Origin of the sequence: Williamsia muralis (assembly GCF_002735905.1) — a bacterium.
GTDB classification, from domain to species: domain Bacteria; phylum Actinomycetota; class Actinomycetes; order Mycobacteriales; family Mycobacteriaceae; genus Williamsia; species Williamsia muralis_A.
Genome location: NZ_PEBD01000010.1, coordinates 303,028 through 319,131 on the forward strand (window position 1 = coordinate 303,028; position 16,104 = coordinate 319,131).

General features: G+C 64.6%; 12 protein-coding genes and 1 pseudogene. 4 read left to right on the forward strand and 9 right to left on the reverse strand.

From position 1 onward, the window contains the following. Window positions 1-226: 226 nt before the first annotated feature. The 3 genes from CSW57_RS15140 to CSW57_RS15150 all read right to left on the reverse strand — a co-directional run bounded on the left by CSW57_RS15140 (window position 227) and on the right by CSW57_RS15150 (window position 2,539). The gene (locus tag CSW57_RS15140; protein WP_317615617.1) at window positions 227-1,918 is read right to left on the reverse strand and encodes an HNH endonuclease signature motif containing protein; all 1,692 of its coding nucleotides are present in this window, start codon (window positions 1,916-1,918) and stop codon (window positions 227-229) included. Window positions 1,919-1,940: 22 nt separating this feature from the next. Beyond that, window positions 1,941-2,147: a dihydrofolate reductase family protein gene (locus CSW57_RS15145; RefSeq protein ID WP_099383582.1), complete on the reverse strand. Its 207-nt coding sequence runs from the start codon at window positions 2,145-2,147 to the stop codon at window positions 1,941-1,943. Window positions 2,148-2,248: 101 nt separating this feature from the next. After that, on the reverse strand, window positions 2,249-2,539 hold the full coding sequence (locus CSW57_RS15150; protein WP_099383583.1) for a hypothetical protein: 291 nt from the start codon (window positions 2,537-2,539) through the stop codon (window positions 2,249-2,251). A gap of 108 nt (window positions 2,540-2,647) precedes the next feature. On the opposite strand from CSW57_RS15150, the gene CSW57_RS15155 reads away from it, so the two are divergent. From CSW57_RS15155 to CSW57_RS15165, 3 genes and pseudogenes are all read left to right on the forward strand, one after another. Then, complete coding sequence (locus tag CSW57_RS15155) at window positions 2,648-3,034, forward strand: PPOX class F420-dependent oxidoreductase (RefSeq protein ID WP_099383584.1); 387 nt, start codon at window positions 2,648-2,650, stop codon at window positions 3,032-3,034. A gap of 118 nt (window positions 3,035-3,152) precedes the next feature. After that, window positions 3,153-3,935 (forward strand): GntR family transcriptional regulator, encoded by a 783-nt coding sequence (locus CSW57_RS15160; protein WP_099383585.1) that lies wholly within the window; start codon window positions 3,153-3,155, stop codon window positions 3,933-3,935. 151 nt (window positions 3,936-4,086) lie between these two features. Continuing rightward, window positions 4,087-5,474 (forward strand): annotated as a pseudogene (locus CSW57_RS15165) (MFS transporter). A gap of 86 nt (window positions 5,475-5,560) precedes the next feature. Here CSW57_RS15165 and CSW57_RS15170 read toward each other — a convergent pair. The 6 genes from CSW57_RS15170 to CSW57_RS15195 are packed head-to-tail and all read right to left on the reverse strand — an operon-like array spanning window position 5,561 to window position 14,982. Continuing rightward, on the reverse strand, window positions 5,561-6,736 hold the full coding sequence (locus tag CSW57_RS15170; RefSeq protein ID WP_099383586.1) for a M20 family metallopeptidase: 1,176 nt from the start codon (window positions 6,734-6,736) through the stop codon (window positions 5,561-5,563). Beyond that, a complete protein-coding gene (locus CSW57_RS15175) occupies window positions 6,733-7,962 on the reverse strand; it encodes an aminotransferase-like domain-containing protein (protein WP_099383587.1) in 1,230 nt (409 codons plus the stop codon). The genes CSW57_RS15170 and CSW57_RS15175 overlap by 4 nt, the downstream gene beginning before the upstream one ends. A 26-nt stretch (window positions 7,963-7,988) precedes the next feature. After that, window positions 7,989-9,182 (reverse strand): M24 family metallopeptidase, encoded by a 1,194-nt coding sequence (locus CSW57_RS15180; protein ID WP_030172377.1) that lies wholly within the window; start codon window positions 9,180-9,182, stop codon window positions 7,989-7,991. A 48-nt stretch (window positions 9,183-9,230) separates the two neighbouring features. Further along, a complete protein-coding gene (locus CSW57_RS15185; RefSeq protein WP_099383588.1) occupies window positions 9,231-10,736 on the reverse strand; it encodes an NAD-dependent succinate-semialdehyde dehydrogenase in 1,506 nt (501 codons plus the stop codon). Further along, complete coding sequence (locus CSW57_RS15190; RefSeq protein WP_099383589.1) at window positions 10,733-13,711, reverse strand: FAD-binding and (Fe-S)-binding domain-containing protein; 2,979 nt, start codon at window positions 13,709-13,711, stop codon at window positions 10,733-10,735. The genes CSW57_RS15185 and CSW57_RS15190 overlap by 4 nt, the downstream gene beginning before the upstream one ends. Window positions 13,712-13,719: 8 nt before the next feature. Further along, the gene (locus CSW57_RS15195) at window positions 13,720-14,982 is read right to left on the reverse strand and encodes an aspartate aminotransferase family protein (protein ID WP_099383590.1); all 1,263 of its coding nucleotides are present in this window, start codon (window positions 14,980-14,982) and stop codon (window positions 13,720-13,722) included. Between the two features lie 87 nt (window positions 14,983-15,069). Here CSW57_RS15195 and CSW57_RS15200 point away from each other — a divergent pair, with 87 nt between their 5' ends. Beyond that, window positions 15,070-16,062 (forward strand): D-2-hydroxyacid dehydrogenase, encoded by a 993-nt coding sequence (locus CSW57_RS15200; protein ID WP_099383591.1) that lies wholly within the window; start codon window positions 15,070-15,072, stop codon window positions 16,060-16,062. The last annotated feature ends 42 nt before the right edge of the window (window positions 16,063-16,104 follow it).

Consider the following 16,104-nt stretch of genomic DNA (forward strand, 5'->3'; position numbering starts at 1 on the left):
CCGACGTGGCCGATCCGCCGGTGTTCTTCTCGGTGGTGCTCACGATTGAGCGTCCGTGCAGACGTTTCCGTGCCGCAGGATGACGCCTGGCGTCGACACAGCAGGCAGTGGGGTTGTTGTCGGCATGATGATTTGCCCTCTCGTTGCGCTGCGAGAAACTTGTTGCGGAGACTACCCCCTCGTGTCCGGCGCAAACCGCCGACACCCGCCCACCTGTGGTGACTTGTCAGCCCTCGTCGTCCCCGCCGACCGGGTCTGTTTGCGGGAGGTCTGGCGGCTGTGAATGGCTCTGCCGCATGAACCGATGTTCGTGTTCTCTGAGCGCTTCGTCGCGGGTGGCGATGACCTGGGTCCACTCGGCATCAATGGTTTCGCCCACGTGGTTGGCCCGGTTGATCCGCGGGACTTGATCGGGATCGACGTATGCCGGCGGGATCCAGGCGACACGGCCCGCGTCGGTGCCTTCGGTGATCATGACGGTCTGCCACTGGTCAGGGCGATCGCCGATCATCGCGTGATGGGCGGGGCAGGCCGGCACCAGCTCATCGACATTGGTGAGGCCGCCCAGAATCCATGCGTTCACGTGATGGATCTCGGCCCAGGTGGCTGGTTGGCGACAGCCCGGGTGCGAACAGCCACGGTAGGCGGCGAACAACGCCAACCGCTGACCTTGCTGGGCAACGCGTTTCGCCCGTGCGAAGTACAGGACTTCGGCCGAGTGATGTGCGAATACAGCCAACGACTTGTCTGAGCGAGCGGCGAGTTCGAGAGCGTCTTTGACTGGGAGATCCACCCCCGACGCGGTGGTTGCGATGCCCGCCACGTCGTCGAGTTGCTGCTTTGTCATCGTGATGATCACCTGGGCCGGCAACCCACGATGGGACGTGCCCAGAAATTTGTACTCCAGGACAGTGCGCAAGATTGCTTTGAACGCGTCGTGTTGCCGCTGTGCGGTGGTGCGGGTGTCGCGGTGGGCGGCTGACTCGATCAGTGCTTTGTGGTGGCCCGGATCGTCGACGGCTCCGACCGGAGAATCGGGGTCATCAGGATTGTTCATGCCTGGGGCAGCCCACACATCGAGCACGGTCTTGAACAGTGCCAGCGTCTGCGGATCGAGGGTGCCGGTGATCTTGGCCATCAGATCTGCGCCCTGTTCGCCCACACTCAACCCGCGATTGCGTTTGCGGTCCTGCTCATCGGTCAGTGTGCCGTCGGGATCGACCCGCGCCAGCACCCCGCGTCCACACTGGATCAGATCAGTCGGATTCATCGTGCGCGCGTTGTCGACCATCCACGCATCGACAACGTCGAGTACCTCGGGTGCGACCTTGTTGGGGATGTGTTTGCGCACATCAAGCATGACATCCATGTGCGCGAGACCAATTGCTCCCTCTGCCAATGCTTCTGCTGCGGCAGGGCATTTCGGCGGCAGTACCTCGCCCTGTAGGGAGTGAAACCGGGCGACGGCATCCAGTGCCTTCAACCGTGACGATGCATCGCCGCGGGTAACCCGCAACTCACTCATCACGAAGCGGTGCAATGTTGGATGCCCTGCTTTGCGAAATGCGCCCCGATCGGACACTTCGAGTAGCCGTTGTAAACCTTGAAAACAAAGGGCGCGAACAGCTTTCTCGTTCATTCGTGCCAGCTCGCACACCGCCGCGTCGTCAAGATCAGACGAAGACGCGCCCGCTATTTGGTCCAGGACAGAACTCAGGTCTCGATACAGACCCATCAACACCGGCGTCGACGGTGGATCAAGAGAAGTGGTATCGGTCATCGGTTGGTCCCCCCGGGCCTCGATCAACTGATTCCAGTCTACCGTGAAATCGACTATTTGTCGAACACATGTTCGAACAATGAACTCTTTGCGAAGATCTGCCGGGCGCGAGCTTGGCGCCGGTTTGTCGAGGTGCATCGTCCAGCTCAGGTCTTCCAGGTCATACCCGCGGTTCACCGCTTCTCATCGAGTACGTCGCACGGATGCCATGTGGAGTCGACGCAACGTCGGTCTGCACGAGTTCGACGTGGGACAAGTTCTTCCGCAACGGGGTGCCCGCGCCGAGTATCACGGTCGCGATGCGCAGGCGCAGCTCATCCACCCGGTCTGCGCGCAGGAACTGATCAGCGACGTCAGCGCCACCCATGACGACGATGTCCGCGGGTGTCGGCCGACTCCCGGACGGCGTTTAGTGCGGTTCTGGGTCCGCCGGTGACGAATGTGAAGCCGTGTCGGAGTCGCGGATTCTCAAACATCCTGCTTCACAACAATACTCTGAGGTCGGGTGGATTGATTGCGCGCAGCCCCATGCCCGACGTCGTCGTTCCAGGTGTCGGGTGCGTCGAAGGTGCGTCGGCCCATGATCACCACGCCTGTGGCCTCGTATCGACCGGCGAGGATTTGCTCGTTGACGTCGGACTTGTGGGCCATCGCCCAGTGGTGCAGGGCCTCGACCCCGAGCCCCTGCTCGAACCCTGGGGAAGGTCCCGTCGCGTACCCATCCAGTGACATGGTGATGTCCACACAGATCTTGGTCATCTCGTCTCTACTCGTAATCCGGCCCCTCCTGATGTGACCGCCTCGACCGGCGTTTGTCATCGGCGTGCGTAGCATCTGCGGACAGGGGCTGACGACGAAGGGCATGTGATGGCAACACCGTTTGGGCAGGCAGGAACCGCAAAATATGTGCAGCTGACCACGTTCCGTAAAGACGGGACGCCGGTGTCCTCGCCGCTGTGGGCAGCGCTCGACGGCGACAAGTTGCTGATGTGGACAGTGACCGATTCATGGAAGGTGAAGCGGTTGCGCCGCAACCCGGCCGTGGTGGTCCAAGCGTGCGACGTGCGAGGCAAGCAGACGTATGGAGATCCCGTGTCCGGTACAGCCCAGATCCTCGATACGCCGGGCAGCGATCACGCCAGGGATGTGGTGCAGAAGAAGTACGGGCTTCTCGGATGGGTCACGGTGAAGGGGAGCCTGCTGCGCAGAGGCAAGAAGGGCACCGTGGGGCTGGCGATCAGCGCAAGCAGCTGAATGACCCGGGTGCTCCGTCGCCGCCAAAACCGGCAGGCAGGTTGTGTGGGCCCGCCGTTGCGGTAGATTGTCAACAATCTACGAAGACGGAACGCGAGGGGTTTGGGTGCAGTGACTCATGTCCGATGAGATCAAGAAGTCCGGCGGTGCGCGCGGGCGCGTGGCCAGGCCTCGGGTACTCGAACCCCTGGTCCAGGAGTCGACTCCGGCCATCATCGCCCGTCAACTGCGTGCAGCCATCGCCAAAGGCGACTTTCCTCCAGGCTCGCAACTGACCGAATCGGGCCTGGCCGCAGATTTGGGCGTCAGCCGCGGACCACTGCGCGAAGCCATGCAGCGGTTGACGCAGGAAGGACTGCTGGTCAGCTACCGGAACCGCGGTCTGTTCGTGATCACGATGGACGACGACGACATCAGGGACATGTACGTCGCTCGGGCCGCGGTCGAGCGCGCTGCACTCGAACAGGTGATCCTGCGCCGCCCCGACGACGCCGTTGACGTCCTCACCTCCGCAGTCGAGGAGATGGAGCGGCACGCGGACGACCCCAACGGTCCGCAGATCGCGGACGCGGACATGGCATTTCACCACGAACTCGTAGAACTCGCAGGTAGCCCCCGGCTCTCGCGACTGCACGAGACCATTCTCGTCGAGACGCGGATGTGTCTGGGGGCCATGCGAGGCACCTACGTATCCGCCGAAGAGCGGATCTCCGAACATCGCCGCATCGTTTCGGCAATTGCCCAGCGGGACATAAAATCGGCCGACGAACTGATGGTCGACCACATGCGGGACGGGTTGCGGCGAATCATCGCCGAACCGGGTGCCGTATCTCAGTTCGGTGGCGCAGCGATAACGTCGAGTCCGAACGTGTCCGTCGACCGACCGGCACCGGGAAGATAGAACGGGCTTCGGCAACCTGCCGCGGCCACCACCCTCGAGGAGGCCTGCACCGACAAACGCCTAGTCACCTGCTTTCAAAACGCGGAAGTAGCAGGAATCTGTGGGCCTCGAAGACACCAGAGCCCGACGTCTTCAGTTGAAGGGGGTATCAATGAGCCCGAACATCGCGAAAACGAGTTCAGACGTTGCACCAGGATTTCCGGATCCGGATTCACCGGAAGGCAAGAAACTCTTACGCAAAGCCATCGGCGCATCCGCCATCGGCAACGCGACCGAGTGGTACGACTACGGCGTCTACGCCGCCACCACGACCTATCTCACGCAAGCTTTCTTTCCCGGCGACCTCGGGACCATCGGCACGATGCTGGGATTTGCGATCTCATTTGTGCTCCGACCGCTCGGCGGCATGATCTGGGGTCCGATCGGAGACCGGATCGGCCGAAAAGCCGTGCTGGCCATGACCATTCTGCTCATCTCCGGCGCCACCGCCCTCATCGGACTGCTGCCCACGCATGCGGTCGCCGGTGTGTGGGCGCCGATCCTGTTGATCGCCCTCCGGGTGGTCCAGGGATTCTCCACCGGAGGCGAGTACGGCGGAGCGGCAACGTTCATGGCCGAGTACGCGCCGGACAAGAAGCGCGGCCGCTACGGCAGCTTCCTCGAGTTCGGCACACTCGCCGGGTTCGTGATGGGCACCGCCGTTGTGCTGCTGCTCGAACTGGCGCTCAGCGACCAACAGATGGAGACCTGGGGCTGGCGCATCCCGTTCCTGCTCGCATTGCCATTGGGGCTGGTGGGTCTGTATCTGCGAAATCAGATGGAAGACACACCGGTCTTCAAGGAACTCGAGCAGAGGATGAGATCGAGGGCACCGCGTGGACGCGGTTCAAGGATCTGCTCACCAACTACTGGCAGCCCATCCTGGTGATGTTCGGCCTGGTGATCGCGCTCAACGTGGCCAACTACACGTTGCTGGCCTACCAGCCGACCTACCTCAAGACCACCATCGGCATGAGCGAGACCACCGGCACCGTCGTCATCCTGATCGGCGAGCTGGCGATGATGGCGTGTATCCCGTTCTTCGGTGCCTGGTCGGACAAGATCGGCCGCAAACCGATGTGGTGGGGTTCGCTGATCGGTCTGTTCGTGTTCGCGTTGCCGATGTACTGGCTGATGGGGCAGGGCTTCGGCTGGGCCATCGTCGGATTCTTGGTGCTGGGGCTGCTGTACATCCCGCAGCTGTCGACCATCTCGGCAACGTTCCCGGCCATGTTCCCCACGCAGGTGCGGTACGCCGGGTTCGCCATCTCCTACAACGTGGCCACGGCGGCGTTCGGCGGCACGGCGCCGCTGATCAACGACGCGGTCACCGAGAACGAGGGTTGGGAGTTGTTCCCGGCCGGCTACATGATGCTCGCGTGTGTGATCGGCATGATCGCGCTGCCCTTCCTGCGCGAGACGGCAGGCTTCTCGATTCGGGGCACCGACATCCCAGGTGAGGAAACCGACGCCGAGAAGAAGCTGGTGCACAACAACTGACGCACCACGATCGGGCCCGTGGGACGCCGTCGAGGGCTATTCACCCTCTGGCGGCGTCCACGGGGACGATCGTGACCGCTTGCCGCTCAGAGCAGGCGCAGCGCCATCAGTGCGTAAGCCTTTGCGGCGGTGACCAATTCGTGTATCGAGACTGATTCGTCCGGACGGTGTGCCTGATCGTTGAGACCGCCGGGGCCCAGGACGATCGCAGGTATCCCGAGGTCCCGGCTGATGAAGCCGCCGTCGCACGCGGCGGTCCAGCCGGTGATCTCGGTATGACCACCGGCGTCGCCGATGGCGCGAGCGGCCTCGGTGACCAATGGGTTGTCGACGGCGGTCTGAAAACCCGGCATCGACATCGTCACCTCGACGTCCACTGTGATGCCGTCATTGTCGATGCCCGCTTCTGTGATGGCGCCGCGTAACCAGGAGGCCACAGCGTAGGCGTCTTCCCCGGGCATCAGCCGGCGGTCGAAGCTGACGGTCGCATGCGGTGCGACCACCGAGATGCCCTGCCCGCCTTCGATCAGCCCGGTGTTCCAGGTTCCCGAGCCGAGGAGCGGGTCTGGTGAGCTCGCAAGTCGGCGGGCGTCGGCACGGACGAGGTCGATGATCGCGGCGGCGGCGTCGATGGCGTTGCGGCCATCTGCCGGGCGACCCGAATGTGCGGCCCGTCCGGTCACCCGGACCTCGAGGTAAGAGGCTCCGCGGCAGGCGATCACGGTTTCGAGGTCGGTCGGTTCGGCGACGACGCAGCCGGCAAATCGATTCGATCCATCGCTCCGGGTCACAAAATCGCGGATGCCGATGCCGAGGTCTTCCTCGTCGACGGTGCAGACCAATTGGACGGGACCGGGTAGCTTCAATCCTGACCGCGATAAGGCCGCCATCGCGATGACGGCCGCCGCGAGGCCACCCTTCATGTCGGTGGCGCCGCGACCGTAGATCCGCCCCTCTTCGACCGTGGATTCGAACGGATCGCGAGTCCATCCGTCACCGGCAGGTACCACGTCCGAATGGCCGAGGATCATGAGACCGGGTGCGTTGCCGGTACCGGGGAGTGTCGCAGTGAAGTTCGGTCGGCGCGGGGCCACCTCCCAGCTGTCGACGATGAAATCGAGTTCGTCACAGGCCTTGTGGAGTACCTGGACAGTCTGTTGCTCGGTACCGCCGGGATTCTCGCCGCCCGCGTCGATGAGCGAGCAGGTCAGTGCCACCAACTCAGGCTCGCCGATCAGCTCGAGAACAGACCGTTCGGTCATGCCGCCAGTGCCAGATCCAGTGCGGTACGCAGCCGCTTCACGCCCTCGTCGATGCGGTCGGGTGTGCTGGATGCAAAGCACAGTCGCAGCGCGTTTCGGTAGTGGCCACCGGGCGACAACGCCGGGCCCGGAATGAACGCAACACCTTCGGCCAGTGCGATCTCGAACAGTTCGCGGGTGTCGATGCCGGCATATTTCCCTTGCAATGTCACCCAGAGGAAGAAGCCACCCTCGGGATGTGTGGTGGCCACCTCATCGCCCAGATGTGTGTGCAGGGAGGCGATCATCGCGTCGCGACGAATGCGGTACAGGTCGCGCAGCATCACAAGATGGTCCTCCAACCCACCACGCGAGATGTACTCGGCCACGATGTGCTGGTTGGGCACGTTGGTACATGTGTCCATCGCCTGCTTGCCATTGATCAGCAGTTGCCGCAGAGCGGGGTCGGCGTCCACCCATCCGACGCGCCATCCCGGCGCGAGGATCTTCGAGAACGTGCGGACCGAAAAGAGCAGCGGGTCATCGGGACTCAGAGTCCGGAACGTGGGGATGTCCTCGCCGGAGAACCGCAGCAGCGCGTACGGATCGTCGTCGATGATGACCGCGCCCCACTTGTGGGCCAACTCCAGCAACGCGATTCGCCGTTCCAGCGACAAGGTGACGCCACTCGGGTTCTGGAAGTTGGGGATGGTGTAGATGGCCTTGGGGGTTCGATGAGTTCGGGCGACCAGATCCGGTAGCTGGTCCACCATGAGCCCCTCGTCGTCCACCGGCACCTCGAGTAGCTGAGCCCCGTACGACAGGGCGGTGGCGCTTCCGTTGGTGTACGTGGGCGACTCGACGATCACCAGGTCGCCGGGGTCGACGAACAACTTGCAGGCCAGATCGAGTCCCTGCATACCGCCGGTGGTGATGACCAGTCGGTCCTCGGAGGCCGGATCAGGTGTGCCGGCAAGGTATTCGACCAGTAGATCGAGCAGACGCGGCTCGCCCTCGGAAGCGCCGTAGGTGAACGACGTGTGGTCGAGGATGCTGCCGGCTATCTCGCGGAACTCGTCGGCGGGTACCGCCTCGTCGGCGGGCGAACCCATGGCGAATCGGACGATGTCGTGCTTCTGTGCGGCGAGCAGCGACGTCGACGAGTCGATCATCGACCCGACCAGATCTTTGGCCCGGCCGGCCAGCGGGAAGGTGCGGCTGGAGTGGGACAGATCGGTTGCGGTCATGCGGTCACCTCTCACTTCTCATCAGGTCACTTGCGGATCAGGTCTCGCGGAAAGCTGGTGAACGTCTCGACCCCGGTCGCGCTCACCCGCACCGACTCGGACAACTCGAATCCGTAGCCGTCCATCCACATTCCACAGACGATGTGAAATGTCATGTTCTCTTCGAGGATCGTCTCGTCCTCGGTCCGGATGCTGATGGTGCGCTCGCCCCAATCGGGTGGGTAGCCGATACCGATCGAATAGCCGAGCCGAGAGGGCTTTTCGAGTCCGTACTTGGCCAGGGTCCAGTTCCACGTGGACGCGAGCTCACGCGTCGGCACCCCCGGTGCGATGGCGTCGAGAACGTTGTTGAGGCCCTCTGCGGTGGCTCCGGCAACGTAGTCGACATCCTTGTTCACCGGTCCGAGTGACACGGTGCGGGCGAGAGGGCAGTGGTACCGGTTGTGGGCGCCCGTCAGCTCGACCACCACTGCCTCGCCACCGACGAAAGTGCCCTGATGCCAGGTGAGGTGAGGGGTGTCGGCTGCTTCGCCCGTGGGCATCATCGGCACGATGGCCGGATAGTCGCCGCCGAATTGATCGGTACCGGTGATCTGCGCCTGCGAGATCGCCGCTGCCGCATCACACTGTCGCACTCCGATGTCGATGGTGTCGATGGCCGCGCGCATCGCCTCCGAGCACACCATGCCCGCCTGTCGCATCAGCTGCACCTCGGCATCCGATTTGACCGACCGCACCCAGTTCACGAGCTCGAAGCAGTCCACCAGCTTCCACTCCGGGATCGCGTTGAACAGCGCCCGATACGCCTTGGGGGAGAAGAAGTGCGAGTCCATCTCCAAGCCGACGGAGCCACCTCGTGACGCCGGCGCGATCAGATGACGCTGCCGCAAGGCGAATGCCACCCAATCGAACGGATGCACGTGGGGCCTGTGAATGTAGCTCTCTGGGTAGCCGACGATCTGCTCGTCGGGCAGCCAGGTGGTGCGATGCGCACCGCGAGCGTCCATGTCGCGCGCGAAGAACACCATGTCGCCGTCCATCGGTACGAACAACATCTGTGGGGTGTAGAAGGACCACGCGTTGTACCCGATGAGATAGAAGATGTTCGCCGGGTCCGTGACGATGATCGCCGACAGCCCCTGCCGGTCCATCAACTTGCGGACAGCCGCCAGCCGCTGCTCGTATTCGGCGTCGGTGAACAGCTGCGATCCGAGATACATACTGTGTCCTCACACCTTTCGGTGAACGTTCGCGGTTTGCCGGTCTGATCAGGTCCTCGGTATGGCGAGATACTTGATCTCGAGGAACTCCTCGATCCCGACCCGGCCGCCTTCGCGGCCCAATCCGGATTGTTTCACCCCACCGAAGGGTGCTGCAGGGTTGGAGACCAAACCTGTGTTGAGACCCACCATTCCGACTTCGAGTGCCGACGACATCCGCAGTCCACGATCGATGTCTTGGGTGAACAGGTAGCCGACCAGCCCCCACGGAGTGTTGTTGGCCATCTCGATCACCTCCTCTTCGGTGTCGTAGGGGATGACCGGTGCCACCGGCCCGAAGATCTCGGTGCCCATCAGGTCAGAGCGCGGGTCAACACCCGAGAGCACCGTCGGCTGGTAGAAGTAGCCGGCATCGGCACCCTCCTCACCGCCCACCACCACGGTGGCCCCTCGTTCGACCGCGTCCGAGACCAGGATGCGGACCTTGTCGACGGCCTTGCGTTCGACGAGCGGCCCCACCTGGGTGCCCTCGTCCGCGCCGTTGCCGACGTTCAGCGCGCCCATCCGTTCGGCCAGCTTCCTGGCGAACTCATCGGCCACGCTGCGATGCACGAACATTCGGTTGGCCGCCGTGCAGGCCTCACCCATGTTGCGCATCTTGGCGACCATCGCGCCGCCTACGGCCTTGTCGAGATCGGCGTCAGGGCAGACGATGAACGGTGCGTTGCCGCCCAGTTCCATCGACGTGCGCATCACGGTCCGAGATGCCTGCTCCAGCAGCAACTTTCCGACCTGGGTGGATCCGGTGAAGCTGACCTTGCGGGCCAGACCGCTGTCCATCCATGTCTCCACCACAGAACCGGGGTCGTCGGTGGTGACAACGTTCAGCACACCGGCAGGCAAGCCGGCGAGCGTGAGGATCTCGGTGAGGGCAAGCGTTGTGAGCGGGGTGAGTTCGGCAGGCTTGAACACCATGGTGCAGCCGGCTGCGATCGCCGGCCCGATCTTGCGGGTGCCCATCGCCAGTGGGAAGTTCCACGGGGTTATGAGGATGCACGGTCCCACCGGCTCTTTCGTCACCAGGATGCGGTTTACACCGTCGCCGGTGGTGGTGTGACCACCGTCGATGCGGACCGCCTCTTCGGAGAACCACCGGAAGAACTCTGCGCCATAGGCCACTTCACCTCGCGCCTCGGCCAGCGGCTTGCCCATCTCGGTGGTCATGATCAACGCCAGATCCTCCTGTCGTTCGAGGATCAACTCGTATGCCCGGCGGAGGATGTCGCTGCGTGCGCGCGGCGGTGTTGCTGCCCAGCTCTTCTGGGTTGCCGCGGCCGACTCGATGGCCGCAGCGGCATCGGCCTGTGCACCCTTGGCGACGTGGGCGATGACCTCACCGGTGGCGGGGTTCTCGACCGCGAATGTGGCGCCGTCTGTTGCCGGGCCCCATTCTCCGCCGATGTAGAGGCCGGTGGGCAGAGAAGCGATCAGCTCGGCTGCCCGGGCACGCCGTTCGGCGTTCTGGGCGGCGGGTGTGACGGTGGATGTCGTCATGGTCGAACCTCCTCGGTGGTCTCGGATGAATTGGCCGGGTCGAGTAATTCGGCCAGGTGGACCGACTCGACGGCCGGCACGGTGTCGTCGGTGGCAGAGAGGTGCGAAACGGCCATCGCACAACTGAATCCGTCGGTGAGGACCGGTGTGGATTGGTCCCGGGCACGCAGCGCTGGGGCGAGCGCCTGTTCGGCAACGCCCATGCTGACGTCGTAGTGACCCTTCTCGAATCCGAAATTGCCTGCCACACCGCAGCATCCGTCGGCCTGCTCGAACTTGGTCGCCCCCAGTCTGCGCAGGACCGATTGCTGCACGGTGGGCCCGAACGCCGAGTACTCGTGGCAGTGGGTCTGCACGACGACGTCCGCGGGCAACGGCACGGGTGGTTCCCATCCGTCGTCGAGTAGGTGACCGACCTCGTCGGCGAAACTCCGGATCCGTGAAGCCACCCGGCGGGCGACCTCGCTGTGCACCAACTCCGGGAGGTCTTTGCGCAGTGCGGCGGCGCAGCTCGGTTCAGGCACCACGATCGGCCGGTCGGTGCCATCGTCGAGAGCAGCGGCGGTACGGGTCAGCACCTTTCGCGCGTGATCGAGTTGCCCGGTGGAGATCCAGGTGAGCGCGCAACATTGGTCGGCCGAACAGCTCACGGTCTGGCCTCCCGATTCCAGGACTCGCGCCGCGGCACCGGCGACGTGTGGCCGGAACGCCTTGGTGAACGAGTCGACGAACAGCACCACGTCGGACGCCGGGTCGGTGCGTAGACCGGCCATCGCGGTGTGCACCTGTTTGCGGGTGGCGAAGGCGGGCATGGTGCGTCGCGGATCAAGCCCGCCGGCCCGGGATGCGGGACCGGCGAGGCGGCCCGCCAGCATCCTGTTGATGACGGGGGCCAGAGCCGTGGCGGCTCCCAGCCAGGCAGGCATCCAGCCGAGCGAATAGTGCGACAGCGGTCGCAGGCGCCGCCTGTAGTAGTTGGAGAAGAACTCGGACTTGTAGGTGGCCATGTCGACGCCCACCGGGCAATCGGTCGAACACGCCTTGCACGACAGGCACAGGTCAAGCGCTTCGCGGGAATCCTCGTCGCGCCAGCCAGATTCGATGTCGGGTGCGGTGCGAACCATCTCCTGCAGCACACGGGCCCGGCCGCGCGTGGAGTCCTTCTCGTCGCGGGTGGCGCGATAGCTGGGGCACATCACGCCACCGGAATCCGACCGGCAGCGGCCGACACCGATACACCCCTGGACGGCGTGCACGAAGGGGTCCAGGCCCGGCTGCCCATCGCCACGGGTCCCGGGCGTGCCGAGATCAAAACTCGTGCGCCACACGCGGCTGGGCACATCGGCGAGCACAAGATTCGCATCGATCGGGTCCGGATCGACGATGCTGCCGGGATTGAGGATGCCTGCCGGATCCCAGATCCGCTTGAAGGCACCGAAGGCCTCGATCATCTGCGGTGAGTACATCAGGGGCAACAACTCCGAGCGGGCCCGGCCATCGCCGTGTTCGCCCGACAGCGAACCGCCATGACGCACAACGAGTTCGGCGGCGTCATGACAGAACTTCCTCATCACCGCTCGGCCTTGCGCACTGCGGAGGTCGAAGGTGATCCGGACATGCATGCACCCGGCCCCGAAGTGTCCGTACATGACACCGGTCAGTCCGTGGCGGTCGAGTAATGCGGTGAACCCTTCCAGGTAGTCGGCCAGCCTTTCGGGGGCAACGGCCGAATCCTCCCAGCCGGGCCAGGATTCGTAGCTGCCACCGTCACCACCGTCTTCGGGGTTCACCTGCTGGGGTGCCACCAGCCGTGACGACAATCCGGCGCCGTCTTCCCGGATACGCCACAGGGAGACCCGTTGCTGGCGGTCGGGCACGGTCCGGCCGTCCACCAGTCGCCCGTTTGTATAGAGCTTGTCGAGAAGGTCCTGCGCCGCCTGCGGCACGTTCGAGCTGCTCTCCTCGTCGAGATCCACGTACAGCCAGGCATTTCCCTGTGGCAGGCCCACCACGGAGTCGTCGCCTCGACGTGCCCGCATCGTCTCGACGATGCGCTCGTCGATACCTTCGATGGCCGAGGGCTTGAACTCGAGCAGGGTGGGTACGTCGCGGGCGGCGTCCACCACGCTGCGGTAGCCGAGGCAGAGGAGCAGCGCACTGGTGGGCGCAGGCACGAGTCGAACGGTGGCCGAGACCACGATCGCGCAGGTGCCTTCGGTGCCGACCAGGGCGCGGGCCACATCAAAACCGTTCTCGGGCAGCAACTTACCGAGATGATAGCCGGACACCTGTCGTGGGATCCGGTCCATCTCGGTTCGCAGTATGGCCATGTTCGCCGCCGTCAGCTCGCGCATCGCCGCACCCAGTTGGGCTGCCCGGGCCACCGCTTCGGTGTCGGACGGGTCGGTTGCGCTCAACCCGTGGCGGAATGCGGTGAGGCGCAGTCCATCGGCCGTGACCAGGTTCATTGCCTCGACGTGGTCGGTGGTGCGCCCGTGGCGCACCGAGTGGTTGCCGCAGGCGTCGTTGCCGATGGCCCCGCCGACGGTTGCCCGGGACTGGCTCGAGGGGTCCGGTGCAAAGGTCAGTTCACCGTCGGTACGGGCCGCGACTTGTTGCTGCAGCGTGGTGAGCACCATGCCGGCCTGCGCCACCGCGGTCCTGCCGTGCGGATCGACGGAGATGAGCCTGTTCATGTGCCGCGAGAAGTCCAGCACCACGCCGGACCCGATCGCGTTGCCGCCCATGCCTGTTCCGCCACCGCGGGCGGTGAGCGTGAGGTGGTGCCGGTGGCAGTAGGCGGCCACTGCGGCCACCTCGCGATCGTCCCGTGGGAAGACCACCGTGAGGGGCTTGAGTCGGTAGTTCGAGGCGTCGTAGGAGTATTCGGTGAGACGGCGAGACGAGGCGTCGGCGCTCAGCCCGAGCGCTTGTAGATCAGTGGCGACACGGGAGCCGGACAGTTCGGGGTCCATCACCCCCGCTATCCCAGTGCCGCGGTCAAGGCGGCCTCGAATCTGTTCAGACCCGTGGCCATTTCGTCTTCTGAGATCACCAGGGCGGGGATGAGGCGAACAACGTTGCCCATCGGTCCACACGTCAGCGTCAGCAGCTTCTCGGGTATGCACGCCTGCTGCACGGCGGCTGCCGAAACACTGTCGGGCGCGCCCGCATCATCGACGAATTCGATGCCGGCCATCAGGCCGATCCCGCGGACGTTGCCGATCTGCGGGAACTTCGGAGCCAATTCGGCAAGTCCGCGGAGCATCTGATCGCCCCGGATGCGCGCGTTGTCGACGAGGTTCTCCTCGGCGATCACCTCGAGTGTCGCGACGCCCGCGGCCGCGGCGACCGCATTGCCGCCATAGGTGCCGCCCTGGGAACCCGGCCACGCCTTCGCCATCAGGTCGCGGGGTGCCGCGATGGCCGAGATCGGGAACCCGGAGGCGATGCCCTTGGCTGTGATGAGGATGTCGGGAATCAGGCCGTCGGTGTGCTGATGTCCCCAGAACTTGCCGGTGCGCCCGACGCCGGCCTGGACCTCGTCGAGGATGAGGACGATGCCGTATCGATCGGCGCGTTCGCGGAGTCCCTCGAGAAATGCCGGTGGCGTGGGCAGGTATCCGCCGTCACCCAGCACCGGTTCGATGAGAAAGCCAGCGGTGTCATCGGGGGCGACGCGTGAGGCGAACAGGTAGTCGAGTTCGCGGAGTGCGAAGTCGACCGCTGTCTGCTCGTCCCATCCGTACCGGTAGGCGTACGGAAAGGGCGCCATGTGCACGCCGCCCATCAAGGGGGAGAAGCCTGCGGAGAAACGGGTTCCGGCGGTGGTCAGAGTCGCGGCAGCGACGGTGCGGCCGTGGAAACCGCCTTGGAAGACAACGATGTTCGGTCGCGCTGTGGCCATCCGCGCCAGCCGGACCGCGGCCTCCACGGCCTCGGATCCGGAGTTGGCGTAAAAGACTGAGTCGAGCCCGGTGGGCAGATGATCACCGAGCTTGTCGGTCAACTCGAGCAGCGGCTTGTGCATCACGGTGGTGTACTGCGCGTGAATGATCTTGCCGCATTGTTCCTGGGCTGCGGCAACCACTTTCGGGTGGCAGTGCCCGGTGCTGGTGACGCCGATGCCGGTGGTGAAATCGAGGTAGTCGAGGCCGTCCGTGCCGTGGATCCACGACCCCTTCGCGTGATCGACGACAACCGGCGTGGCTTGTTTCAGGGCAGGGCTGAGGGTGGCGCGGCTCATGGGTACACGGTGACGGCAGATTGATGGATTGTCAACAATTGGACAGTCGCCGACGGATGCTCCGCCGGGCTGCCCTAATCTGGGCCCATGGCAACGCCGAACACACCACCGGTGGTCGCACTCCTGGGTCGCGAAGGACTCGCCCCGCCCAGCAACCTGGAGCAGATCCGCAGCATCGCGACCGTGCGTGAATGCACCACCGCAGATCTGGGTGCGGCGCTCGACGGTGCGGACGTTCTGCTGTTGTGGGACTTCTTCTCCGCGGCCTTACGGGACAACTGGTCGGCCGCAGATGACCTCCGGTGGGTGCATGTCTGTGCCGCAGGCGTCGACGCCATGCTGTTCGATGACGTGCGCCGGTCGGACGTGACCGTCACCAACGCCCACGGGATCTTCGACGGGCCCATCGCCGAGTTCGTCCTCGGCTCGATCCTTGCCGAGGACAAGCAGCTGCATCTGTCGAAAACCCTCCAGCGGGAGAAGCGGTGGATCCGCCGCGACACCACCCGGACTGCCGGACGTTCGGTGCTCGTCATCGGGACCGGCGGGATCGGACGCGCCATTGCCCGCCTTCTACGGGCAGCCGGCCTCCAGGTCAGCGGAGCGGGTCGCACCGAACGTGCGCACGACCCGGACTTCGGTGTGGTGCGGGCCACCGCGGACCTGACTTCCTACGTCGGGGACTTCGACGTGGTGGTCGCCATCGCTCCGCTCACCGCTCAGACCGCCCGCATGATCGACGCCGCGGTACTGGCCGCGATGAAACCGACCGCGCACCTGGTCAACGTGGGCAGAGGGGAGTTGGTCGACGAGACGGCGCTCATCGACGCGTTGCGGACGGGATCGGTAGGAGCCGCCTCGCTCGACGTGTTCGAAACCGAGCCGCTGCCCGCCGAGAACCCGCTGTGGGAGATGGAGAACGTGCACATCTCGGCGCACATGAGCGGGGATGTGGTCGGGTGGGGCGATGAACTGGCCGGTCAATTTCTGCAGAACCTGGAGCACTACGTCGCCGGCGAACCGCTGATGAACGTGGTCGACAAGCAGGCCGGCTACGTCAGGGCACGCGAAAACTCCTGACAGAGGTGACAAGTCAGGCCCCGCTGTCGCTATTCACAGACG

Bases quoted from the DNA above. Each gene is read 5' to 3' on its own strand.
- CSW57_RS15140 (WP_317615617.1), bottom strand. From the start codon at position 1,918: ATGCACCTCGACAAACCGGCGCCAAGCTCGCGCCCGGCAGATCTTCGC.
- CSW57_RS15145 (WP_099383582.1), bottom strand. From the start codon at position 2,147: ATGGGTGGCGCTGACGTCGCTGATCAGTTCCTGCGCGCAGACCGGGTG.
- CSW57_RS15150 (WP_099383583.1), bottom strand. From the start codon at position 2,539: ATGACCAAGATCTGTGTGGACATCACCATGTCACTGGATGGGTACGCG.
- CSW57_RS15155 (WP_099383584.1), top strand. From the start codon at position 2,648: ATGGCAACACCGTTTGGGCAGGCAGGAACCGCAAAATATGTGCAGCTG.
- CSW57_RS15160 (WP_099383585.1), top strand. From the start codon at position 3,153: ATGTCCGATGAGATCAAGAAGTCCGGCGGTGCGCGCGGGCGCGTGGCC.
- CSW57_RS15170 (WP_099383586.1), bottom strand. From the start codon at position 6,736: ATGACCGAACGGTCTGTTCTCGAGCTGATCGGCGAGCCTGAGTTGGTG.
- CSW57_RS15175 (WP_099383587.1), bottom strand. From the start codon at position 7,962: ATGACCGCAACCGATCTGTCCCACTCCAGCCGCACCTTCCCGCTGGCC.
- CSW57_RS15180 (WP_030172377.1), bottom strand. From the start codon at position 9,182: ATGTATCTCGGATCGCAGCTGTTCACCGACGCCGAATACGAGCAGCGG.
- CSW57_RS15185 (WP_099383588.1), bottom strand. From the start codon at position 10,736: ATGACGACATCCACCGTCACACCCGCCGCCCAGAACGCCGAACGGCGT.
- CSW57_RS15190 (WP_099383589.1), bottom strand. From the start codon at position 13,711: ATGGACCCCGAACTGTCCGGCTCCCGTGTCGCCACTGATCTACAAGCG.
- CSW57_RS15195 (WP_099383590.1), bottom strand. From the start codon at position 14,982: ATGAGCCGCGCCACCCTCAGCCCTGCCCTGAAACAAGCCACGCCGGTT.
- CSW57_RS15200 (WP_099383591.1), top strand. From the start codon at position 15,070: ATGGCAACGCCGAACACACCACCGGTGGTCGCACTCCTGGGTCGCGAA.